General features: G+C 61.0%; 17 protein-coding genes, 1 tRNA gene and 2 pseudogenes. 5 read left to right on the top strand and 15 right to left on the bottom strand.

Features of this window, described 5'->3' with window-relative positions:
- Positions 1 to 207: 207 nt before the first annotated feature.
- The gene (locus CK226_RS14010) at positions 208 to 2,022 is read right to left on the bottom strand and encodes a chemotaxis protein (RefSeq protein ID WP_095792142.1); all 1,815 of its coding nucleotides are present in this window, start codon (positions 2,020 to 2,022) and stop codon (positions 208 to 210) included.
- Between the two features lie 405 nt (positions 2,023 to 2,427).
- Here CK226_RS14010 and CK226_RS14005 point away from each other — a divergent pair, with 405 nt between their 5' ends.
- From CK226_RS14005 to CK226_RS13995, 3 genes are all read left to right on the top strand, one after another.
- Positions 2,428 to 3,321, top strand: coding sequence for a D-alanyl-D-alanine carboxypeptidase family protein (locus tag CK226_RS14005; protein ID WP_095773180.1), 894 nt, complete (start codon positions 2,428 to 2,430; stop codon positions 3,319 to 3,321).
- Between the two features lie 263 nt (positions 3,322 to 3,584).
- Positions 3,585 to 4,502: a DUF1003 domain-containing protein gene (locus CK226_RS14000; RefSeq protein ID WP_095773179.1), complete on the top strand. Its 918-nt coding sequence runs from the start codon at positions 3,585 to 3,587 to the stop codon at positions 4,500 to 4,502.
- A gap of 265 nt (positions 4,503 to 4,767) precedes the next feature.
- A tRNA-Arg gene (locus CK226_RS13995) sits at positions 4,768 to 4,844 on the top strand.
- Between the two features lie 766 nt (positions 4,845 to 5,610).
- On the opposite strand, the gene CK226_RS13990 is transcribed toward CK226_RS13995, so the two are convergent.
- The 4 genes and pseudogenes from CK226_RS13990 to CK226_RS13975 all read right to left on the bottom strand — a co-directional run bounded on the left by CK226_RS13990 (position 5,611) and on the right by CK226_RS13975 (position 10,125).
- Positions 5,611 to 6,750, bottom strand: coding sequence for an epoxide hydrolase family protein (locus tag CK226_RS13990; RefSeq protein WP_095792141.1), 1,140 nt, complete (start codon positions 6,748 to 6,750; stop codon positions 5,611 to 5,613).
- A gap of 279 nt (positions 6,751 to 7,029) precedes the next feature.
- A complete protein-coding gene (locus CK226_RS13985) occupies positions 7,030 to 8,460 on the bottom strand; it encodes a pyridoxal-dependent decarboxylase (RefSeq protein ID WP_095773173.1) in 1,431 nt (476 codons plus the stop codon).
- Positions 8,461 to 8,600: 140 nt separating this feature from the next.
- Positions 8,601 to 8,912: pseudogene (locus CK226_RS13980) on the bottom strand (NrsF family protein); the annotation flags it as partial.
- Positions 8,913 to 9,168: 256 nt separating this feature from the next.
- Positions 9,169 to 10,125 (bottom strand): NmrA/HSCARG family protein, encoded by a 957-nt coding sequence (locus CK226_RS13975; protein ID WP_095790249.1) that lies wholly within the window; start codon positions 10,123 to 10,125, stop codon positions 9,169 to 9,171.
- Between the two features lie 112 nt (positions 10,126 to 10,237).
- Between CK226_RS13975 and CK226_RS13970 the strand changes: the two genes are divergently transcribed.
- Entirely contained in the window at positions 10,238 to 11,134 is an 897-nt protein-coding gene (locus CK226_RS13970) for a LysR family transcriptional regulator (protein WP_245437746.1), read from the top strand.
- A gap of 43 nt (positions 11,135 to 11,177) precedes the next feature.
- Here CK226_RS13970 and CK226_RS13965 read toward each other — a convergent pair whose 3' ends face one another.
- Positions 11,178 to 11,435, bottom strand: a complete 258-nt coding sequence (locus CK226_RS13965) for a hypothetical protein (RefSeq protein WP_095773424.1) — start codon at positions 11,433 to 11,435, stop codon at positions 11,178 to 11,180.
- A gap of 611 nt (positions 11,436 to 12,046) precedes the next feature.
- Here CK226_RS13965 and CK226_RS13955 point away from each other — a divergent pair.
- Positions 12,047 to 12,544: pseudogene (locus CK226_RS13955) on the top strand (SOS response-associated peptidase family protein); the annotation flags it as partial.
- A 154-nt stretch (positions 12,545 to 12,698) separates the two neighbouring features.
- Here CK226_RS13955 and CK226_RS13950 read toward each other — a convergent pair.
- From CK226_RS13950 to CK226_RS13910, 9 genes are all read right to left on the bottom strand, one after another.
- Positions 12,699 to 12,971 (bottom strand): helix-turn-helix transcriptional regulator, encoded by a 273-nt coding sequence (locus CK226_RS13950; RefSeq protein ID WP_095773171.1) that lies wholly within the window; start codon positions 12,969 to 12,971, stop codon positions 12,699 to 12,701.
- Positions 12,972 to 13,173: 202 nt separating this feature from the next.
- On the bottom strand, positions 13,174 to 13,452 hold the full coding sequence (locus tag CK226_RS36020) for a DUF983 domain-containing protein (protein ID WP_280951477.1): 279 nt from the start codon (positions 13,450 to 13,452) through the stop codon (positions 13,174 to 13,176).
- 520 nt (positions 13,453 to 13,972) lie between these two features.
- Entirely contained in the window at positions 13,973 to 14,512 is a 540-nt protein-coding gene (locus CK226_RS13940) for an NADH-quinone oxidoreductase subunit B family protein (protein WP_095792139.1), read from the bottom strand.
- A gap of 19 nt (positions 14,513 to 14,531) precedes the next feature.
- Positions 14,532 to 16,049, bottom strand: a complete 1,518-nt coding sequence (locus tag CK226_RS13935) for a nickel-dependent hydrogenase large subunit (RefSeq protein ID WP_095792138.1) — start codon at positions 16,047 to 16,049, stop codon at positions 14,532 to 14,534.
- Between the two features lie 19 nt (positions 16,050 to 16,068).
- On the bottom strand, positions 16,069 to 17,520 hold the full coding sequence (locus tag CK226_RS13930) for a hydrogenase 4 subunit F (RefSeq protein WP_095773167.1): 1,452 nt from the start codon (positions 17,518 to 17,520) through the stop codon (positions 16,069 to 16,071).
- Complete coding sequence (locus tag CK226_RS13925; protein WP_095773166.1) at positions 17,517 to 18,179, bottom strand: hydrogenase-4 component E; 663 nt, start codon at positions 18,177 to 18,179, stop codon at positions 17,517 to 17,519. Before CK226_RS13925 ends, CK226_RS13930 begins: the two co-directional genes overlap by 4 nt.
- The gene (locus tag CK226_RS13920; protein WP_095790218.1) at positions 18,179 to 19,135 is read right to left on the bottom strand and encodes an NADH-quinone oxidoreductase subunit H; all 957 of its coding nucleotides are present in this window, start codon (positions 19,133 to 19,135) and stop codon (positions 18,179 to 18,181) included. Before CK226_RS13920 ends, CK226_RS13925 begins: the two co-directional genes overlap by 1 nt.
- Positions 19,126 to 21,144, bottom strand: a complete 2,019-nt coding sequence (hyfB, locus tag CK226_RS13915) for a hydrogenase 4 subunit B (protein WP_095792191.1) — start codon at positions 21,142 to 21,144, stop codon at positions 19,126 to 19,128. The genes CK226_RS13920 and hyfB overlap by 10 nt, the downstream gene beginning before the upstream one ends.
- Positions 21,144 to 21,458: a helix-turn-helix transcriptional regulator gene (locus CK226_RS13910; RefSeq protein WP_095773164.1), complete on the bottom strand. Its 315-nt coding sequence runs from the start codon at positions 21,456 to 21,458 to the stop codon at positions 21,144 to 21,146. The genes hyfB and CK226_RS13910 overlap by 1 nt, the downstream gene beginning before the upstream one ends.
- Between the last annotated feature and the right edge of the window lie 158 nt (positions 21,459 to 21,616).

Genomic DNA, 21,616 nt, shown 5'->3' with positions numbered 1-21,616 from the left:
GGCCACCAGGGCATTTCGCATCAGCTCGCCTCACTCTCCCTCTCGTGGGGAGGGTCGGCGAGCGGTCGAAGCGAAGCGAAGATCGTTCGACCGGATGGGGTGGGGCCGGCCTCCCCCACCCCGATCCGCTATGCGGATCGACGTGCCGGGGCGAGTCACGAGTCTCGCCCGTCCTTCGGACCCCCACAAGGGGGAGGGTAAGCAGAGCTACTGCCGCTTGTATTCCCGCACCGGCGATTTCGTCCCGTCGGTGTAGGTGACCTGCACCGACATCGATTTCACGCTGTCGGCGACCTTGAAATAGCCCTTGGCGTCGTAGGGGATGGCGTAGGGGTCCTTCTTGTCGCAAGGCGGTATCTCGAGCGACTTGTCAAGCGCGGCACCGTTCAGGCTGTAATGCACCTCCTTGATGGCGCAGCGGTAGGACAGCATCTGGGTGAAATAGACCAGGCCATGATTGCCGCCGGAGTCGAAGGCGATCCACGACGTCCAGAACTGGTCGAGGATCTGCTTGTCGCCTTGCTGCAGGGCGGCATCCGGATCGAAGCGTATGTCGAACGGGCCGGTCTCGCGGCCCCTGGTGTCGAGATATTTTATGCCGATCGTGGTCGCCGCCGTGCTGTCGGGCAGTTCGAAGCTCGGATTGGCCATCGGCTTGCCGGTGCTCTGGTCCTTCATCGCCAGGAAGCCGGTGTCGGTGAACGGGCCGCTGTCGCCGAGACGCCAGGAAATCGCGGTCGCCGGCTCGGGCAGCGAAATGGTCATCGACCAGCCCTGGTTGGAGCGCATCGGCGTCAGCGAAGGCGCGAAGCGCGCGGGGTCGAGCACGTCGCCAAGTGCTGCCAGCCGGCTGCGGCTGCGCTCCAGCCAGTCGGCGAGCTGCGTCTGGTCGACGAAATATTTGAGCAGCCCGCCATCCTTCTCGTAGGACACGAACTTGGTCAGCGCCTGCGCCTCGCTGCGCTTGTCGGTCAGCGTCTGGCTGCCGAGGCGGTCTTCCGAAAACTCCTGCGCCTTGAGGAAATAGGCCGGCGCATAGTCGGGATTGGCCGTGACGAAGGCGTTGAGCTTATCCAGCCGCTGCGCGTCCTCGAACTGCAATATATGCACCAGCTTGATCGACAGCGCCTTGCCCTTGTCGGCCAGCTGCCCGAACACTTCGCGGGCGCCCGCCTTGCCGTCCTGCACCCGAAGCAGCGTCGCAAAGCGCGTATAGGGGTCGATGGCGTCGACATCGAAGCCGGCAAAGGCGAGGTAGGAGCGCCGGGCGTTGAGCATGTCGCCCGACAATTCATAGACGCGGGCATTGTGGTAGAACTCGTCCGGCCGCTTCGGCTCGGCGATCGCCCCGCCCTGCGCCGCCAACTGGGCAAACCCCTTGGCTATGGTGTCGATCGAGGCGGCGATCTGCTCGGTGGTCGCCTGCAGCTTTTCGGCCTGGACCTGCTGCTGTTGCTGGCCGGCGACGAGCGTGTCGGTGGTCTGCTTGACCGCCTCGACGGTCTTCTGCGTCTGCGCGCCCTGCTGCGTCTGCTGCTGCTGGGTGGACGCGATCTGGTCGGTCTTCCGGGCAACCGTGTCGGTCGATTTCTTGACCTCTTCGACGGTCTTTTGCGTCTGCGTCACCGTCTGCTCGATCCTGGCCACCTTTTCGGAGACGATGCCCATCGACTGCTGCAATTGCGCGATCGCCGGCACCAGGCCGGCGATGACCCCGTTCTGCGAATTGGTCTCCTGCTGCACCGCATAGACGCCGCCGGCAACCGCCGCCGCGCTGGTGGCGAATAACAGCGCCGGCAGCGCCTTGGCCGCCAGCACCAGCTTGAGCACGATGGCAATGGCGATGATGGCCGCCGCGATGGCCGCGACCAGCGCGATATAGGCGGCGAACGGCGCCAGCGGATTGAGCACGTCGCCAACGGCGCCGCTGATGAAAGCGACGCTGCCGGCCCATTTGCCGGTGCGGCTGAGCGATGCCTTGATAAGCGAGGGCGCTGCGCCCCCGGCCCCGATGTTCGTCATGCCACCCCCCAAGCCAGCCAATGCCACGCCCCTTCCCACAGGAAACGCGGCTCTGGCAAGGAAAGACACAGAAACAGGCGTTTTCGGGGCGGATAAAGGGCTCAAGTTCCTCGCCCCACGGGAGTGGGGAAGAGGTGGCTCGGCGAAACCGAGACGGAGAGGGGGCTGCGCCGACCTCGCCGGTTAGCGATCTGTTGCAAGGCCATGCCCTACGAATTCCCCCTCTCCGGCCGCTTCGCGGCCACCTCTCCCCCGCAAGAGGCGGGGGCGAGGAAGAGGGTCGGGCTCGACAATCCTGGGACTAACAGCCATTAACCAAATGGACGCATCCAGCGCGTTACGTTAGCTTCGCCTTATCTCAGCAACAGCATCGCCAGAACAGTCCCGCCCTTGTCCAACCCGCCCTTGTCCAAATTGCGTCCCTTCCCGCTTCTCCAGAGAGTTTTCATCGCCCTTGGCCTGTTGCTGATGGTCGCCGGCTGCTCGACCACGACCCCGCCGGACCAGGTGCTGGCCGTGCCTGCACCGCCGCAGAAATATGCCGCCATCGTCGTCGACGTCAGGACCGGCAAGCAGATGTTCGAGGTCAACTCGACGGCGCAGCGCTATCCGGCCTCGCTGACCAAGATGATGACACTCTACCTCCTGTTCGAGGCGATGGAGTCCGGCCGCGTGACCAAGCAAACGCAGATCCCCGTCTCCGACCACGCCGCCTCGCAGCCGCCGACCAAGATGCGCTTCCGGCGCGGCGAAACGATCGACGTCGATTCCGCCATCCGCGCCATCGTCGTCAAATCCGCCAATGACGTAGCGGTGGCGGTCGGCGAATATCTCGGCGGCACGGAGGACCAGTTCGCCGCCATGATGACATCAAAGGCGCGCGCGCTCGGCATGACCAGCACCACCTTCCGCAACGCGTCCGGCCTGCCCGACGACGGCCAGATGACGACAGCCCGCGACATGGCGGTGCTCGGCATGGCGCTGCGCCAGCGCTTCCCCCAGCATTTCCACTATTTCTCCGAAAGCGATTTCATGTTCCGCGGCAGGCTGGTGCGCGGCCACAACGACATGCTCGGCCGCGTGCGCGGCGTCGACGGCATCAAGACCGGTTACATCAGGGCCTCCGGCTTCAACATCGTCACCTCCTACAATGCCGATGGCCGCCAGCTGATCGTGGTGGTGATGGGCGCCGACTCAGCCCGCCAGCGCAACGACCATGTCGAGGCGCTGATCCAGCGCAGCCTGTCGCCGACCACGGCCGACAGCAAGACCAGGCTGATGTTCGCCGAACAGCAATAACAAGAGCGCAGCCTCCCCCTCACTTCGTCATCCTCGGGTCTTCGCGACGCCGCTGCCGCCCCTCGCTCCGCCCGTGGATGACGACGTTGGAGGACACCTCGCCCAACCCCCAACAGTCAAAAAACCCGCAGCCGGCTATTGTTATCCGATTGTCACGCAATCGTCTGGAAGCCATGGCATAGGCAGCGCAATCCGACAGTGGATATGCCCCGTCGCCTCGGCGTATCCTCAGATACAGCAGCGCCACAGCAGGAGCCCGCACCATGAGCACCGTTCCCAAGGCACCCGAGCAGCAGGCGGCGGACACCGAGAACGACAGCGGCGGCGAATATTTCGAGGCGCCGATCACGCCGGAAGACCTGCACGAGGGCTCGGAAGAGCATTTCGACACGCCCGAAGTGCCGGATTCCGAACCGACCGGCCTGGGTGCGTCGCGCATAAAGGCGAAAAAGAAGCCGTCGGCGATCTCGGGCCGCAAATTCCACAAGCGCGACCTGGTGCGCATCGACACGCTGCGCCCGAGCCTGGCCGACCGCATCCGCTCCGACCATCCGGACCTGCCCAGGGGCGCCCGCATCAGCCGCGAGGAGCTTGGCCGCTACCGCATGCGCTACATGGAGGAGCTGCTGCAGCAGGAGCACGGCGAATTTTCCGAACTCGACCGCCAGGTGGTGGAATCGATCGCCCGGCAGGACACGATTTCCGAAAACTCGGAAGAAGAGTTCGAGGAGCACCGCACCTTCCCCGACCGCGTTTCCGACAACATGGCGGCCTTCGGCGGCAGCTGGTGGTTCCTGATCTCGTTTGCCGCCGTGCTCTTGGTCTGGATCGGCGTCAATCTGTTCGAGGGTATCGGCGGCGCCTTCGACCCCTATCCCTTCATCCTGCTCAACCTCTTGCTCTCCTGCATCGCCGCCATCCAGGCGCCGGTCATCATGATGAGCCAGAAGCGCCAGGAGGTGAAAGACCGCCTGCGTTCCTTCAACGAATACCGCGTCAACCTCAAGGCCGAGCTCGAAGTGCGCCACCTGCACGAAAAGCTCGACTACCTCATCTCCCGCCAATGGACGCGCCTGGCCGAGATGCAGCAGATGCAGCTCGACGCGATGAACGAGCTTGCCGGTACGAAGAAGGTGAAGCGGGCGGTGCGCGGCAGGCGGGTGGTGAAGGCGGGGCAGTGAGGCGTGATCCGCGAAGCGGACGAAAAGCCAATTGCTTGGCTTTTCGAATGCCGAACGGTGAAGACCCGGTCCGCCCTTGGGCGGCTCAAAAGGTCCAGTGAACCTTTTGAAGGGGCTGAACGCCCCATAAGGGCAGGGAGCCTGCGCAGGGCCGGCCGCGTGCGCAATCGCCAATTGCCCGTTGAAGCCCGCGCCGGCTTCCGCTAAGAAGCCGTGACTTGCCGGTTCACCGGCTGGTTCGTTTTCAAGATCGCTGATCCTGAAAGCACCCGTAGCTCAGCTGGATAGAGCGCTGCCCTCCGAAGGCAGAGGTCACAGGTTCGAATCCTGTCGGGTGCGCCAAATTTAACATAAATATCAAATATTTATCCGATCACGATTTTCGCAAGTGTCCTCGTGTTTTTTGCGCGGAAGCACTACGGAAGCACAACAGACCGTACCAATTTCGACGTACCTTCCTGTGGAAAAATGCAATGGAGCTCTGCTCGACGATGACGCGGTAACCGAAGGCTGCCCATTTCGGGGGGATAGGATCTATCGGCTCATGAGATTGGCTTGCTTGATTATGGCAGCGCGAGAGTGCTGCCGCCTTTCCCCACATTCGGAGACCCCGCGATATTTTCCGTGACGAATCTGGGTCAGTGCTGCAAAGACCGGTGGGAACGGAAAGTCTGACCCGAAGCCGACGTACGTTTTCCAGACGCGAACGACGGCTTCGCGCCTCATCTCGGTCGCGAAGGCCGGCGTTGCGATTTCCCGAAAGCGGACATGGCGGCGATTGCGTTATAGGTCGCGATTGCGCCAAAAAGCGGTATTCAAGAGAGTTTGCTTTCTACAGGACGAATGCGAGTAAGAACTCGACCAAGAGCCCTTTGCAGCGCCACAGTTCCACCATAACCTGTCGCACGCGCCACGCCTGCCGTCGCGGCGTATAGATGGCGTTACGGGTTAGGTAACGCAGGTCTTGGCGCTGTAGATTGGTAGCAGGCCAAGACGGTCGATCGCCCTTCACAGCTGGCCTGCGCCGATGCGGTCTTGACGACGCAGGGCATTGAAGCCCTGCGCCGACAGCGCCCGCCCCCCGCTTCGGAAACGGAGATCTCCACCTTTAGGAGCGCGCTACCGACACCGTCGCGATAAAGGCGCGCAGGTCGGCCAGCATCAGTTCCGGCTCTTCCAGCGCGGCGAAATGCCCGCCCCGCGGCATGTCGGTCCAATGCACGATATTGTAGGTCTTCTCCGCGAACGAGCGCGGCGGCGGCAAGAACACCGGATCGGGAAAGGCCGCAACGCCGGTCGGCACCTGGATGCGGGTGCCGGCCGGAAGCATCCGCGACTCCTCAAGCCGGCTGCCGTAGTAGATCCAGGTTGCAGTCACGAACGATACGGGCGCGATGTAGAGCATGATGTTGGTGAGGAGTTCCTCCTCGGAAAACTTGCTCCAGATGTCGGGGGCGCCATCGGCGGTTGTCGGAAGATCGGCCCACTTGCCGAACTTTTCGAGTATCCAGCCCGCCGCTCCGACCGGGCTGTCGGCCATCGCGACGCCGAGCGTTTGCGGACGGGTTGCTTGCTCGTGAAAGTAGGCGCTCTCCCGATCGGCAATCGCGGCCCGCTTGGCGGCGAAGGACTTCTCCTCGTCGGTCGTCGGAGCGGCATCCTCCGCATGCACGGTCATCATGTTGATATGGATGCCGAGCAGAGCGTCCGGTCGATCATGCGCTGCCCAGACCGCGAGGGCGTGGCCCCAATCGCCCCCTTGAATGAAATACCGCGCGTCGCCGAACAGTTGGATCATCAGCCCATGCACGAGCGCAGCGGCCCGCCGCGGGCCGATCGGGCCCGTGATCGGGTTGGAGAACGCGAAGCCAGGAAGCGAGGGGACGACAACATCGTGCCCGTCCGCGGCGAGCGGCTCCAAGAGCCGCTCGAATTCGAGATGCGAGCCCGGCCAGCCGTGGAGAAGCAGGATGGGCGGCTTGGAGCCGTCGCCCTTCACATGAACGAAGTGGAGGTGCTCGCCTTCCACGTCGGCCGTGAAGTTGGGGAGTGCGTTGAGCCGCCGTTCGACCGCACGCCAGTCGTAGCTGTCCCGCCAATAAGCGGCGAGCCGCTTGAGGTCATCAACCCTGACCCCCGCCGACCAGCCTCCCGCATCCGGCAGCTGGCTCCAGTCATAAGCCTCGACCTTGGCTCTGATCGTGGCGAGCCGTTCGTCAGGGATGTTGATCGTGTAGGGTGAAATCATGATGTTCTCCGCTTAAGCTGGGATGCGGTTCGATGGAAAGGGCGTCCACCGATCTGCTTCGAGAATTGGTATCCAGGCATGGCAAACGACAATCACGAACCCAGCAACAATTCCGCAGCGGCCTGATTGCCACACAATTCCTCATGCTCTCCACTTCAGGGAGACAGACGGAGGAGACGGACGCACCTCCGCAGCTTCGCGATCACATGGTAATTTCAATCAGCCCATCGAACGTCGCTCGTCCGGTAGACAACGGCCATGGCGAGCCTCGTCGGCCCTTCACGAAAATTCCGGAACGAGCGCGGCTGCCGCTTTTTGCATCGCGCCCCAGACCGCCTCGGTATCGTGTGCATCCGTCGATATCGTGCCGACCGATACACGAACCATCCAATGCCCGGCCGCGATGGCGGGCGTGACATAGGCTTGGCCCGACGCATTCACCGCATTCGCCCATGCGCGCGTGAAATCATCGAGACGATGGGACGGCACAGACTTCGGACGATACACAAGACATACGGTTTGCAGAACGACGGGTGCGACGACCTCCCAATCCGGTGTTGCTTCGACTTTCGAGCGGAGATCTTGGGCCAGGCCGATGTCTCGCCGCAACCTGGCTTGTAGCCCGGAGACCCCCTGCTCCCGTATGGCGAACCACAGTTTCAACGCCCTGAATCTTCGCCCGAGGGGAATACCGGTGTTGCGCAGATTGCGCACCTTCTCGTCGGCCTGGGATTGGAGGAAGCTTGGATCAGCAGACATAACCCGAAGCAGGTGAGGCTCATCACGCACGAAATAGAGCGAGCAGTCAAAAGGCACGCCGAGCCATTTGTGCGCGTTGATGACTACGCTGTCTGCCTCTTCGATGCCTTCCCACATCCATCGCAGCTCCGGCAGGATCATCGCATTTCCGGCCATGGCAGCGTCGATGTGGAGCCACAGACCGTGTCTGCGCGCTATGTCGGCGATCTTGGATACCGGATCAATGGACACGGTAGCGGTCCCGCCCACGGCCGCGACGATCGCACAAGGGGTGAATCCGGAGCGGATATCCGCATCGATGGCATCCTGGAGCGCCGCTGGATGCATTGCAAAATTGACGTCGACATCGACCATGCGGACATTCTCACGACCGAAGCCTGCCAGCAGCGCCGCTTTTTCCACCGACGAGTGAGCGCTTGTCGATGTGTAGATCGTCAATGGCTTAAGTTCCGCTTGCAGGCCTTGGCGAGCAAGCGAAAACCCCGTTGTTTTCTCCCGGGCACACAGCAGGGCGACCAAGGTGCTTGTCGATGCCGTGTCGTTGATAACGCCGAACCAGGCGGAAGACAGGCCAACCATTTGCCGGAACCAGTCTAACGTGACCTCCTCAATCTCCGTTACAGCGGGCGATGACTGCCAGGACAGACCCAGCACCCCCAGTCCGCCGCTCACCAGGTCGCCCAGGATACCTGAGCCAAGCGAGTTTGAGGGAAAGTAGCCGAAAAAGCGCGGGTGCTGCCAATGCGAGATATTCGGAAGAACGACCGAATCGAGATCGGCGATGATCTGATCGAAACCCTCAGCTTCCACCGGCGGGACGGCCGGAAGCATCGCTTTCACGTCGCCCGGCCGTGTCGCAGGTTGGACCGGGTAGTCGGATATCTTCGCATGATAGTCCGCGAGCCAGTCGATGATTTCGTGACCTCGTTGTCGGAATTCCTCGGGCGTCATTTAGACCTCTATGGTTGTTTACTTCGGAGTTGGCTGGATGTTCCAAGCTATGGGAGAACGTGTCTCGGATGGCAATCAGTGAAACGAGGCCGCGCCGGATAGGGGGCAGAACACTGTGATGCCACCAATTCAAAGATCTGCCACCGCAGTAGTTTATGGCCGGCCAGAGCGCCAATTCCTGTAACAACGGATATGGCGATCGGATACCAGAGGAGGACGAAGAGCGGGCTGTCGTCGTTGCAATTTGCGGCATAGAACGTCGCCGCTATCCCGGCTGACGCTAGGCCCGCTGCGGCCCCCGCAATTCCCGGCCGAGCCGGCGCTCCATGCCGAAGGGCCACAAGAAACGCTTGCTGATGACGGCGTTCACAGTGGCTTCGACGAAGGCCGAAGGTATACGACTGCCCGAAGCCCGGTAGGTCCGGGCAGATTACGGTGAGCGACGGAGCCAGCCGATCTGCCACCTGCCCCCAGGGCGTGTGTGTCCGCGGATAACCGTGGAGGAGAAGGACGGGCGGCCCCTCCCTCCCCTCCCTTCCTCAGCCGGATCTGACAGCGTGATGTTTGGATGGTTGTGAGCTCGAAGCCTGTGAACATCGAGTACGTTTCTCGGGATTTTCAGATGGATCTGTGTTCGAAATCCCTCTTGCCGATAATGGTTCCGGCGCTCGACGTGCGAGTAAACGAGCGGCGAGCTACCGAGGTTCACTAGCTGAGACCGAACGCCCTTTTTTCGCCGTCCCAACCGGTCTTGATCAGGAACTGCTCCCAGGTGAGACTGGAGGGATTGATCCGCCTGCTCCACGAGAGATCCCGGTCTTTCCGGAAATATCCGTATTCGACCGCGTATTCCGCCATGCCGATGTTTTCTCGAACGAGCTCGGGATTTTCCCCGAACTCCGGAAAATGACGAACCAGCTCATCAGGGGTGTAGGCTGATGCATACACAGCCTTCCGGCCCGTGACGCGCTTGAAGGTCTCGATCATCTCGGCCGGTGATAGAACGTCCCCGATGATCGGTAGCGTTTGCCCGGCATAGATGTCGGGATGGTCGAAGATTTCCAGAACGGCTGGCCCTGTCGCCGTCAGCGGATCGACGAAGGGTGCTCGGAAATGCTCCGGCAGATAGATCGGAAAGACGAGCGTGTCGCCCTCCTTACGCGGCGTATAATATTCGAGAAGGTTCGTGTAGAAGAACGCGAGCTCGACGAATGAGCTGCGAACAGGAAGACCCTGGATATAAGTCCCGACGCGCGCCTTGTCCGTGAAATGCGGCGCGAACTTCGAACCTCCGGTGATCTCATCGACGTTTTCCAGGGTGCTGAAGACGATGTGCTCGACACCTGCCTCGACCGCGGCATCTGCGAGATCCCTACCGATATCGAACTCGTAGGTTTCCGGCGGGGCGACGACTGGAGTCATCAGGAAGGCGCCCTGCGCTCCCCGAAACGCTTTCACAAAATCGCTCCTGTGGTTGATCGCAAGCGGCACGGCGATGAGCTCAGCGCCCTGCTCGGCCAGCTTGAGGGCCGCAGGCGAGTCTGGACGACTTGTCAGCGCACGAACGTGATACCGTCCACTCCCCAACAACGACTCCGTCACGCTCCGGCCCTGCTTGCTCAGGCTGCCTGCGACGACAATGGTAGGCTTTTGATCGATCGACATGTGTATCTCCATCACTTTCCTGGAGCAGCGCAGCACGGCACTCCCTGGAGATTAAATCGCACCCTGTAGACCATATGTGAAATCGATTGATTTATGCGCTAGTATCCATGCCATGGATATGAAGCGTATCGACCTCAACCTACTCGTCAGTCTCGAAGCTCTGCTTGTCGAGCGCAACGTCACAAGGGCCGCAGCCCGGCTACATATGAGCCAGCCGGCGCTCAGCGCCCAACTGAACCGCCTTCGCGACCTGTTCAAGGATCCCCTGCTCGTGCCGGCGCATCGTGGCATGGTGCCGACCGCCAAGGCCCTGGAGCTGATCAGACCGCTCAGAGCTTCCCTGGATCAGCTCCGCGGAACCCTCCAGGGCCATGACAGCTTTTCCCCCGCGACAGCCGAGCTAACCATCTCGATCGCCTGCACCGACTACGTCGAGGCTGTGGTGATGGCGCCTCTGATCGTGGCGCTGCGCGACAAGGCGCCCAAAATACGGGTTGCGGTGCACCGCTTGGCCCCGGCAAAGTTAACGCAGCAACTGGCGGATGGCGATGTCGACCTGGCCATCGCCACGCCAGACACCGGGAAAGCTTACCTGAGGACCTGGCACCTGTTTGAGGAGAGCTATATCCTTATCGGCCGTCCCGGCCACCCACGTATCAATGAAGGGGCGACCGCAGCGGGGTTTGCCGCGCTTGAACAGGTGATAGTCTCGCCTTCTGGAGGCGGATTTACGACCCCCGTCGACGCCACCCTGGAGGCCCTCGGTCACTCCCGCGCCATTGTCGCGTCCGCTGCCTCATTCCTTGTTGTTCCGAGCATTGTCGCCAGCAGCGAGCTCATTGCTCTGGTGCCGCGCCGCCTGATGAGCGACCGTTTAGCTGAAGTCGCGTGGATAGACGTCCCTTGGCTTTCGGAGCGGTTTCAAGTGGAGCTCATTTGGCACGAGCGCACTCACGCGCATCAGGGACAGCAATGGATCCGCGAGCAGATCCATCTCGCCTCCCGCTGACCCACGCCATTTCGAGCGAAAGACAGATGTCTCGGGTATTCGTTCAACGGCACTCCCTGACTGGAAACATGTCTTCACCGTAGTGATGGAGCCGGGTGTGATGGCGGCGGCACAACCATCGGACCGTCAACGGCTCCTCGTATTGATCGTGATGGGCGTCGACGGCTTCGACACCGCAAACTTCACAAGTTTGCCTATCAATCTCGCCTGCCTTTAGGGCTCGCTGAACCGCGAGATGGGCTTCGTATTTGCCGGGATTGGCCCGTCGCCAGTTGGCCTGGCGGGTGTCCGTCTTCAGCATGTTTCGCTCCGCTTGATAGGCTGTGATCGTTAGATAGCACGCTTTCAGCACGTGCGGCCAAGAGCGGGTTTATTATTCGATCCTACGGCGCCGCGCATAGTCGGAGTGCGCCAGGTCCATTCGTGCCGAGTTCCTTACGAAGGGGTGCCGATGTCGTTTAGCGGTCGGGTTCCAGCAGACTGACGGCAATGCCAAACGGCGGAGCACCTCTAACGGGCACGCAGCGTTCTACAGGCAAGCCAAACGGCAGCTAATCGTCAAATCCGAACAGAAGCGGACGGTCTGGAAACGGCCCCAAACACGCTATTCGATCGTCGCCTCAGCGGGGGGGGGGCGCTCGATGACACGGGAGGTTTTTTGCAGCACCAGCGGTTTTGAGAAGCCGGTGCGAGTGGCGCTCGGTCGGTCGTGGAACACCGTCTAAACCGTGGACCGGGTAGCTCAGGCAGCGGATCAAACAGACCCGCGCCGCTCGGAAGGCCTTTGTTGCGGCTGCAAAGGAGGCGGATATTCTGGTTGAGCGAGACCCGTGGGGTTGATCACCCGCCGCTTTCCATGGCGCCTTCGCTTGCCCTAATATCAACAGAGGTCGCCCAAGTCTGGAGCCGTCCATGTGCAACGATTACGAGCAGCATATTATTTTATTTGGGCTGAGTATTGCCGGATGATGGCGTCGCTGGCGCTCAAAGTCCCCCACCCACCAAACCGAACTCGATTTGCCTCAGGTGGACGACGTCCGCATTAATGACCCGGCACCAATAATGCGCGCCGCTGATGACACGATCGAGCTTGCATCGATGACGTTCGGATTCGCGCCGGCCGGACCAAAAGGCGGGCCTGTGTTCAACTTCCGCTCCGAAGGGCGGCAATTCGGGAACAGCAAACGCTGCCTCGTTCCTGCGTCCGCGTTCTTCGAATTCACAGGGACGAAGTATCCGAAGGCGAAACATCGCTTCACGCTCAACGGCTGTCCATTCATGGCCGTCGCTGGGCTTTGGCGCGAAGCTGTCGGCAACAAGCCGGCCACCTTTACCATGCTGACGACCGATCCCGGGCCGGACGTCGCGCCGTACCACAATCGACAGGTCGTGGTGCTTCAGCCTGAGAATTGAGTATCTAAAACCGACCAGCTACCAGTTGGCTCCTGATGTTCTGTATATCGTCGCTTCATCGGTCCAATGGATGATACGTGTTCATCTTTCCTGCTTCACGGTTGAAACCCGCCGATTGATCGGTACCGGCCTTCCGACGCCGTCGAGGCAATCAATGTGTCCGGCCTGCCAGGCCGACAGGATGCGCCAGGCGCACGCCTCGGCCTCCGCCGCCACTGCGCTCATGATCGCCAATCAGCTCGATCCCTGCTGCTCTGAGGGCGATTACGACGTTCTTCTGCATGTCGAACGCGCCTGGTAGATCGCTCTCGCCGGCCTCCATTCGTTGGATGGCTGACAGCGAGATGCCGGCACGCTCAGCCAGGCTTTTCTGGTCAATTCCAAGCAATGCCCGGGCTGCGCGAATCTGCGAAGCGCTAATCACATTTTGGTCTCCAGACTACGGCTGCTTCGCATTGAAACAGTCATCGACCAACGCGACGGCGTATGGAAAAACGGCGTTTGTGATCAGTAGAGTGTTCATCCCGGCTCGTCGTTTTTAAGCCGCGAAAACCAGAACGCGCTGATCAAAGCGCCTTTTACGCGAGGTAACAAAAGCAGTATCAGCGCCACAATAATAAGAGAGATCAATACCATTGTGACGGCGAAGTATGACAGAAGAAGCCCTTGGAACAAGAAATACAGGGGGCTGCAAAGACGCCCGCAATGAGGATAGTGAACCAAGGCGCCGCGTCATCAGATTCTATGTCACCAAAGCGTTCTCCACAAACTGCGCAACGCTCCACCTGCTTCAGGTAGGTGCGATACAATTTCCCCTGACCACAATTAGGGCATCGGCCCACCAAGCCTCGTGAAAGGGCGGCTGGCAGGGTCGGTCGTGCAAATCTACCGCTTCCTTGGTCCATTAATGATAATGTATAATACATGACACTCAATGTTTCAACACCTATATATCCACTGTCTGACATGATGCTGCATGGGTCCAGCGTCAGCTTGCGGCTGCTGCGCCATCAGATGGACACGGTCTGACCATGCACGCCTGTTGCGGACTGTCATTTCAGATGATCGGCCAACTCATAAGGCCCACTTGGACGCCTGAGCGTTCGCTCTGAAGCCTGCCGCCGCTATCTCGTCGACGATTCACGGCGGAGGGCATGGGTTCCGCGAGGAACAGCGGAAGCTATCTGCCGGCGGGTGATGGTTCCTGGCCGCTTGGCTGACGCGGTCCAGCGCCCTCAACACTTCCGGATCTCGGCCTGCTCCCTTGCAATTTGCGGCAGCCCTTCGACCAAGTCGCCCTGCTTCTGCTTCACGCTACGATCGTTCAAGGCTCCGTTTTCACATCGAAATCTGGGCAGTCGGGATGCCATTTTAGGTCTGGAGGCTTTTGCTACCTAGTGGCGGAAAAGCCCTCCACATCGATAGTCAATTTCGGGCAACACCGGCCTTTGAATTCGCTCCCTCAAGCAAGGCGAGCAGGCCTTTCAGAATTTCGATGGGCGGTGGCGGGCAGCCTGGAATGTGCAGATCGACAGGCAACACCTCCGACACGCCGCGCACCACGGCGTAACTGCCGGCGAAACAGCCGCCATTCTGGGCGCAATCGCCGAGCGCGACCACCCATTTGGGGTTGGGAGTTGCGTCGTAGGTCCGCTTCAATGCCTCACGCATGTTTCTGGTCGCCGGCCCAGTGACAAGCAGGACATCGGCATGGCGCGGCGATGCGACGAACCGGATCCCAAAACGCTCGATATCGTAGAAAGCGTTGTTGAGCGCGTGCATCTCGAGTTCGCAACCGTTGCAGGAACCGGCATCGACTGCCCGGATCGACAGACTTCGCCCCAATCTTCTATGAGCAACCCCATTGAGGGCGCGTGCGAGCTCGTCAACCGCCGCGTCGCTCACTCGCGGCGGACGCTCGGTCAGCGGCGGGCGTATCAGGCTTTCGAAGAGGAGCTTGCGCATGATGGCTTGCCTTGGACCCTTAGAGGTCGTGTCCTGAATACGAGCAGTTGAACGATTTGTTGCATAGTGGGAAGTCGGCGACGATGTTGCCTTCAATGGCCGCTTCCAGCAGCGGCCATTGAAACCATGACGGATCACGCAGGTGACAGCGCTCGATCAGGCCGCTTTTACCAATGCGCAGCCAGGCAAGAATGTCGCCCCGGAAACCCTCGACGAGCGCCATGCCTTCATGCGGGCCGCCTGTCTGTGCCAAGTCGACGCGGATCGGTCCACCCGGCAGCTGTCGCAGGATTTGCTCGACCAGGGACAAGCTCTGCTCGACCTCGTGAATGCGAATCCAGACACGGGCGTTCACGTCGCCTTCCTGGAGGAGAGGCACATTGAAGTTGAGCGCGTCATAGGGAGGATAGGCCAGACTGCGTCGCGCATCAAAGTCCCGACCGGAGGCCCGGCCGACATACCCTCCGGCACGATATTGTCGAGCGAGTTCCACCTTCAGCCGCCCAGTTGCGACTGTCCGATCCTGTAGCGACGCGGTGTTGTCGTAGAGTTCTACAAGCGCCGGAAACCGCTGCCTGATCTCTGCGATCAGAGACCAGATCGCTGTCGTCCCCTCGTCGTTCAGGTAGGTCGCCACTCCTCCAGGCACGACGCGGTCGCGCATCAAACGATGGCCGAAGGCAGCATCGCTTGCCCGCAATACGCGCTCGCGCAGGACGCCGCAGTGGGCATGCATGAGTGCGAAGGCGGCGTCGTTGCAGATGGCGCCGATGTCGCCCAGATGGTTGGCCAGACGCTCCAACTCGGCCATGAGCGCTCGCAGCCAGACCGCGCGCGCAGGAACCTCGATACCAAGGGCCGCTTCGACCGCGCGGGAAAAAGCAAGGGAGTATGCCACGGTACTGTCGCCAGAGGTTCTGCCCGCCAGCTTGGCAGCATGGTCGATATCGGACCCCGCCATCAAGCCTTCTATGCCCTTGTGCGTATACCCTAGGCGTTCCTCCAGCCGGACGACCGTTTCGCCGCTGGCTGTAAATCGAAAATGCCCTGGCTCGATGATGCCGGCATGCACGGGCCCGACTGGGATCTGATGCAGGCTTTCCCCCTCGGCAGGCAGGAATTGGTAGGGGGGCGCCGTCGCAACGGAGGTCCGGACGTGGGCACTCAACGGAAAGCTGATGCCCCAGTAGCCATGATCAAGCCACCGTCGCGTATCGGGCGCGCCTTGTGGCAAGAGCCCGAACAGGTCCGCGGCCGCACGTTCAAGGCGCAATGCGGGCGGATGCAGCAGGCCGACCGATGGGTAGCGTCCATCCGGACATAGCAGGCTGACAACGCCGATGTTCCCGACAGCCTCGTCGAGTAGCGCCATGTGGACGGTGCCTGGTTCGCCCCAAAGACCGAGCAAGCTCAAGTGACCCTCAGCCAGTTGCTCGACGGCAAAGCTCCATCTTTTCGAAGTCACCACTGCGCGCGACCACGGGAAATGGTTGTCGACACCCTTGCCAGCAAGGATGAGGTCGGTCAGTGCGGGCATGTCATTTCTCCCATCCGCTTCATCCTAGAAGGTTGGCGACATGCTGGAACCATATGACCAGCGGTGGTGGCAGATAGATGCCGGCGGCAAACACAAGCGTCAGGTGGGAATACATCGGAACGTAGGACGCCTCGGCGGGCGCGGTGCTGCCTCGCGGTTCGCCGAAAGCGACGCCGGTCAACCGAAGCAGCAGGGCGCCGAAAGCGAGCAGAATCCCGAATACCAACGGCATCGCCAAAAGGGGGTGCCTTGCAAATGTCGAACTCACGACCAGGAACTCGCTCATGAAGATGCCGAGCGGAGGGAGGCCGGCAATGGCAACGACGCCGATGACGAGCGCCCAGCCAAGCCCCGGATGCGTTTCCGTAAGCCCCCGGATCTCGGCGATGTTCTGTGTCCCCTTGATCTGGGCGATGTGGCCGACCGTGAAAAAGATCGCCGACTTGGTCAGGCTGTGCATGACCATGTGCAGCAGTCCGGCAAAATTGGCGAGCGGGCCACCCATGCCGAAAGCGAACACGATGATGCCCATGTGCTCGATGGAGGAGTACGCGAACAGACGTTTGATGTCGCGGCGGCGGTAGAGCATGAAGGCCGCGAAGATGAGGGAGGTGAGCCCCATCGTGATCATCAGTGGTCCAGGCGCGATCGCGTCCGGGCTAGCCGCGAGCAGCAGCTTGAAGCGCAGTACCGCATAGAGCGCGACGTTGAGGAGCAGTCCTGACAACACCGCCGAAATCGGCGTCGGGCCTTCCGCGTGGGCGTCGGGCAGCCAGGCATGCAAAGGCGCAAGACCAACCTTCGTCCCATAGCCGAGCAGCAGGAAGACGAAGGCGACGTTCAGCAGCGCCGGGTCGAAGCGCGCTGCGTGCTCGATAAGCACTGTCCAGACCATGGCATTCGTGCCTTCGCCAACAATCGGCTGCGCGGCCATGTAGACGAGGATGGTGCCGAAGAGGGCAAGCGCAATGCCGACACTGCCGAGTATGAAATACTTCCAAGCCGCCTCCAGCGCCTCATGCGTGCGATAGATGCCGACCATCAGCACGGTAGTCAGCGTGGCAAGTTCCACCGCCACCCACATTAAGCCGATATTGTTCGACACGAACGCCAGATTCATGCCGAACATCATGATCTGGTACATTGCGTGATAAAATCGCAAATTCGTCGCCGTCAGCCGTCCGGTATCCAGTTCGTGCGCAATGTAGGAGGCGCTGAACACACTGGTCGTGAAGCCGACGAACGTGTTGAGCACGATGAAAACGATATTGAGATCGTCGACGAGCAAATACTGACCGGGCTGCGGCCGATCCGTGACGAGAAGCGACACCGCAGCGAGCAAGGTCAGCAAGCTCGCGGCGACATTGAGGCCAGCCGTTATCCGATAGTTCGGCAGGGTCGCCAGGAGTGCGGCCGCGCCGACCGGTATCAGCAAGATGGCGGCCACCGCATCGAGGGAAAACGCGGTCAACGATGTTCCCCCCTGTAGTCGTCGAGCGCGCCGACATCGACCGAGTCGAATCTCTCGCGTATGCGAAACAGGAAGACGCCGATGACAATGAAGGCGATCAGAATCGAGAAGGCGACACTGATCTCGACAACCAGCGGCATGCCCTTGGCGCCCGTGGCGGCCAGCACTAGGCCATTCTCGAGCGACATGAATCCGACAACCTGGCTGACGGCGTTCCGGCGGGTGACCATCACCAGGAGTCCAAGCAGTATGATGGACAGCGCAAAGGCAAGATCCTCGCGGGCGAGGGGATCGGCGTCGGGAGTGACCCGCAGCATCAGCACCATGGACAGGGTCACCAGACCTATTCCGGCAAGCATGGTTGGACCGATCCCGACGGCGGTCTCGATGTCGCGATGGATGCCGAGCCGCTGGATGATGCGGTGCAGGCCAACAGGAATGATGATCGCCTTGAAGATGAGGGCGATCGCCGCCGTGACATAGAGGTGATGGGCGTCCTGGATGTAGGCCTGCCAGGCCACGGACAGGGCGAGCACGATTGCATGAAGTGCAAAAACGTTGATCAGGGCGAAGAGGCGATCCTGGTACAGCATCATGAAGCTGACCAGCACCAGGCCGCCGGCGAGCAGATGAGCGATGTCGAAGGTGAGGCCGTTCATCAGAGGCTCCGTGAGACGAACAGCAAGAGCGTGCCGAGCAACGCCAGCATGAGTGCTGCGCCCAAAAAATCCGGGACGCGGAAAACGCGCATCTTGGCGATCGCAGTCTCAAACACGGCGAGGAGAATGCCGCACAAGGCAAGTTTGCCAAGATAGGCCACGGCACCCAGAGCAAATGATTTCGGCCCAGCCTCGACACCAGCCAGCCCCCAGGGGAGGAAGACACAGGAAATCAGCGACACATAAAGCAGGAGTTTGAGGAAGGCTGCGAACTCGATCATCGCCAGATGACGACCGGAATATTCCAAGATCATCGCCTCGTGGACCATGGTGAGCTCCAGATGGGTCGATGGATTGTCCACTGGTATGCGGGCGTTTTCGGCGACCGCCACCATCACGAGAGCGATGAGCGACATTCCGAGCGATACCCGCAGGCCGACCTGCGGCGAGCCCATGAAGGCGGCGACCGTGGACAACTGTGTCGCTCCGGCGACCAGCGCCAGGCTGAACACAATGAGCAGCATGGCGGGCTCGGCCAGCGAAGCGATCATCACCTCGCGGCTTGAGCCTATGCCGCCGAAGCTCGTGCCGACATCCATCCCTGCGAGCGCCAGGAAGAATCGGGCGCTTCCCAGCAGCGCGACAATAGCTATGAGATCCGCGGTCCAACTGAAAGTGAGCCCGGTTGCGAATGTTGGGATAAGCGCGGCCGCGACCCAGGTGGCGGCAAAGATCAGATAAGGTGTCACGCGAAACAGCCAGGATGCGTTGTCCGCCAGAACGACTTCCTTTCGCATTAGCCGCAGGAGATCGCGATAGGGTTGGATCAGGGATGGACCTTGGCGGCGCAAGAGTCGTGCCTTCACCTTGCGCACGAACCCGGTCAGGAGTGGCGCCAGCAAAAGCACCAGCATCATCTGTGCGCCCTGAACGGCCAACTCAAGGATCAGGGCCATAGTGCGAGTACCAAAAGCAGGACAATGAGAAAGAGAAATACAAGAGTCAGGTAGCGCCTGATCGTCAGGAACTGCAGATGGTTCAGGTGGTCGGTCGCAAAGTCGATAGCCCTGCCGATAGGCAGGTAAAACGTTTCCCAGATCACATCGTGGATTTCGACCGTCAAACGAGCCGGGCCAGTTTCGCCAGGCGCCGGCACTTCGACTTTTTCCCGCGCGCGGAATGCGAACGCGCCGAAGACGCGTCGAATGGGCTGTGCAAAGCTTATCGATGTATACTGCGCGGCGGGTGTTACGTCCGGGAAGCCGCAACCCCAGGCCGGGCCGCGGCGGAGCGCATGTGAGGCGAAGCGGTGAATGACGAATGCCGCGAACGATCCGGAGACAGCAATGAACAGGAACACCAGCAGGCCATTGTAAGAACTGCGGCTCGCTGCGATTGGCACGATCGACAGCCATGGCTCAGCCATCTGCACAGGCATCCGGCTGCCAAGCAGCGGAAGTGTCACCGCTGAGAGACCGTCGATGACGAGACCCGGCACAATGCCAGCCAGGAGACAAAGAGCCGCCAGGGTGAACATTGCCGCTAGCGAATAGCGGTCGACCTCGTGCGCCAGTTCCACCGCGGCCGAGCGTGGCCGGCCGAGGAATGTAATCCCGAACGCTTTCACGAAGCAGGCAGCCGCCAAGGCCGCCGAGAGCGCCAGTAAACCGCCAACGGCGGGCACCATGACCTTCAGGCCCCATTGCGGCAGATCTGGGCTCTGCAGGACGGCTTGGAAGGCCAGCCATTCGGAGACGAAGCCGTTGAAGGGCGGAAGCGCCGAGATCGCCACGCAGCCGACGAGAAAGGCAAAACTGGTCAACGGCATACGGTGGATGAGACCGCCCAGTTTCTCCATGTCCCGCTCTCCGGTTGCCGTCAGTACGGCGCCCGCGCCGAAAAACAGCAGGCTCTTGAAAAAGGAATGGTTGAGGACGTGAAACAGCGCGGCGGTGAGCGCCAGCGCCGCGGCCGATGGCATGGCGTTCGCCTTGAAGGCCAGAGCAAGGCCAAGGCTGACGAAAATGACGCCGACGTTTTCGATGGTGCTATAGGCAAGAAGCCGCTTCAGGTCCTTTTCCATCAAGGCGTAAAGAATGCCGAGAACCGCCGTCAGGCCGCCCAGGAAAAGCACCACAACGCCCGACCACCATGCCGGCTCACCGAGCAGGTCGAAAATGACGCGTATGAAGCCGTAGATGGCGACCTTGGTCATGACGCCGCTCATCAGAGCCGAGACGTGGCTTGGCGCGGCCGGGTGTGCGAGTGGCAGCCATATGTGCAGCGGTACCAGGCCAGCCTTGGAGCCGGCGCCCAGCAGCATCAGAGCCAGAACGAAAGCAGCGACGAGCGGGGCGGAAGCGGCGGCACGCATCGCTTCGAACGTGTAGTTTCCGCTCGGGCCGGCCAGCAGGCCGAACGCAAGCAGCAGCGCGAGCGTGCCGAAGCTCGCCATCACGAGATAGATGTAGCCCGCTCTCGCATTGTCCTGCTCGCGATGGTGCGCCATGACGAGCGCCCAGGAAGCGAGCGACATGAATTCCCAGGAAAGCAGGAAAGTGAAGGCGTCGTCCGCCAGGACGACCAGATTCATCCCGGCGAGGAAGGCAGGGAAGAACGGCAGCACCCGATGCGGCGCAGACTCATGCCTGCCGTAGCCGAGGCCGTAAAGACTGGCCATGCCGCCGCCAAAATTGACGACGACGAGGAAAAAGGTCGAGAGCGCATCCAGACGGAAATGGGCGCCAATCCATGGCAGCCCAAGCGGCAGCTCGGCAGTCGACGGGGTTACGGGATCATCGGCGACACGGCTCGCGAGAACCAGGAGCACGGCCGCCGATATGCCTAGCGTCAGGCTGTAGATCAGGCGTGTTCCCGAGCCCGATCCGTGGCTTGACGCAATCGCAAGCACCGCAGTTCCCAGGAGCGCGGCAACGCCCCACAGGAGGACTGCAGCCCCCGAAATCACGCCACACTCCTCACAGGGACTTTGGCGTCCGTATCAACCCCGCCCATAATTTTGGCGGGATCAAAATCTGCTTTCAGCCGCACGCCGCGCCCGCCGATTTGGCTGGAGGCGCCTTCAGAAATCAATTCGACGCCGGCGAGGTCAAGCGCCCCGATCAGCTTCATTAGGGAATCTACATTGCCCCGGATAATCGACTCACTGGCTTCCATACGTTGAATTGTCGGCACCGAAAGGCTGGACAATTCGGCAAGCCTGCGCTGGTCGATGCCAAGGAGCGCCCTCGCGGCACGCAACTGTGGAGCAGTTATCACGGTCGCATCCCCTTTTTGATCAGCTTTGACGTATTATCTCTAAGCGCTGCAGCATATATTAAAATGCGGCGCATTCAAATAATGATGCGTGACGCATCTGTCTCGAAGCTGTAGAAAACTGGGAGATACGAGTTGGGAGGCGCCGAGCCTCGCCGATT

Origin of the sequence: Mesorhizobium sp. WSM4311, from assembly GCF_002295115.1 — a bacterium.
In the GTDB taxonomy this organism is placed as follows: domain Bacteria; phylum Pseudomonadota; class Alphaproteobacteria; order Rhizobiales; family Rhizobiaceae; genus Mesorhizobium.
Note: the sequence above shows the minus strand (reverse complement) of the source record. Positions and strands in the feature narration are given on the sequence as shown.

Excerpts from the sequence above, each read along its gene's own strand:
- CK226_RS14010 (WP_095792142.1), bottom strand. The coding sequence starts at position 2,022 with ATGACGAACATCGGGGCCGGGGGCGCAGCGCCCTCGCTTATCAAGGCA.
- CK226_RS14000 (WP_095773179.1), top strand. The coding sequence starts at position 3,585 with ATGAGCACCGTTCCCAAGGCACCCGAGCAGCAGGCGGCGGACACCGAG.
- CK226_RS13990 (WP_095792141.1), bottom strand. The coding sequence starts at position 6,750 with ATGATTTCACCCTACACGATCAACATCCCTGACGAACGGCTCGCCACG.
- CK226_RS13985 (WP_095773173.1), bottom strand. The coding sequence starts at position 8,460 with ATGACGCCCGAGGAATTCCGACAACGAGGTCACGAAATCATCGACTGG.
- CK226_RS13975 (WP_095790249.1), bottom strand. The coding sequence starts at position 10,125 with ATGTCGATCGATCAAAAGCCTACCATTGTCGTCGCAGGCAGCCTGAGC.
- CK226_RS13970 (WP_245437746.1), top strand. The coding sequence starts at position 10,238 with ATGGATATGAAGCGTATCGACCTCAACCTACTCGTCAGTCTCGAAGCT.
- CK226_RS13965 (WP_095773424.1), bottom strand. The coding sequence starts at position 11,435 with ATGCTGAAGACGGACACCCGCCAGGCCAACTGGCGACGGGCCAATCCC.
- CK226_RS36020 (WP_280951477.1), bottom strand. The coding sequence starts at position 13,452 with ATGGACCAAGGAAGCGGTAGATTTGCACGACCGACCCTGCCAGCCGCC.
- CK226_RS13940 (WP_095792139.1), bottom strand. The coding sequence starts at position 14,512 with ATGCGCAAGCTCCTCTTCGAAAGCCTGATACGCCCGCCGCTGACCGAG.
- CK226_RS13935 (WP_095792138.1), bottom strand. The coding sequence starts at position 16,049 with ATGCCCGCACTGACCGACCTCATCCTTGCTGGCAAGGGTGTCGACAAC.
- CK226_RS13925 (WP_095773166.1), bottom strand. The coding sequence starts at position 18,179 with ATGAACGGCCTCACCTTCGACATCGCTCATCTGCTCGCCGGCGGCCTG.
- CK226_RS13920 (WP_095790218.1), bottom strand. The coding sequence starts at position 19,135 with ATGGCCCTGATCCTTGAGTTGGCCGTTCAGGGCGCACAGATGATGCTG.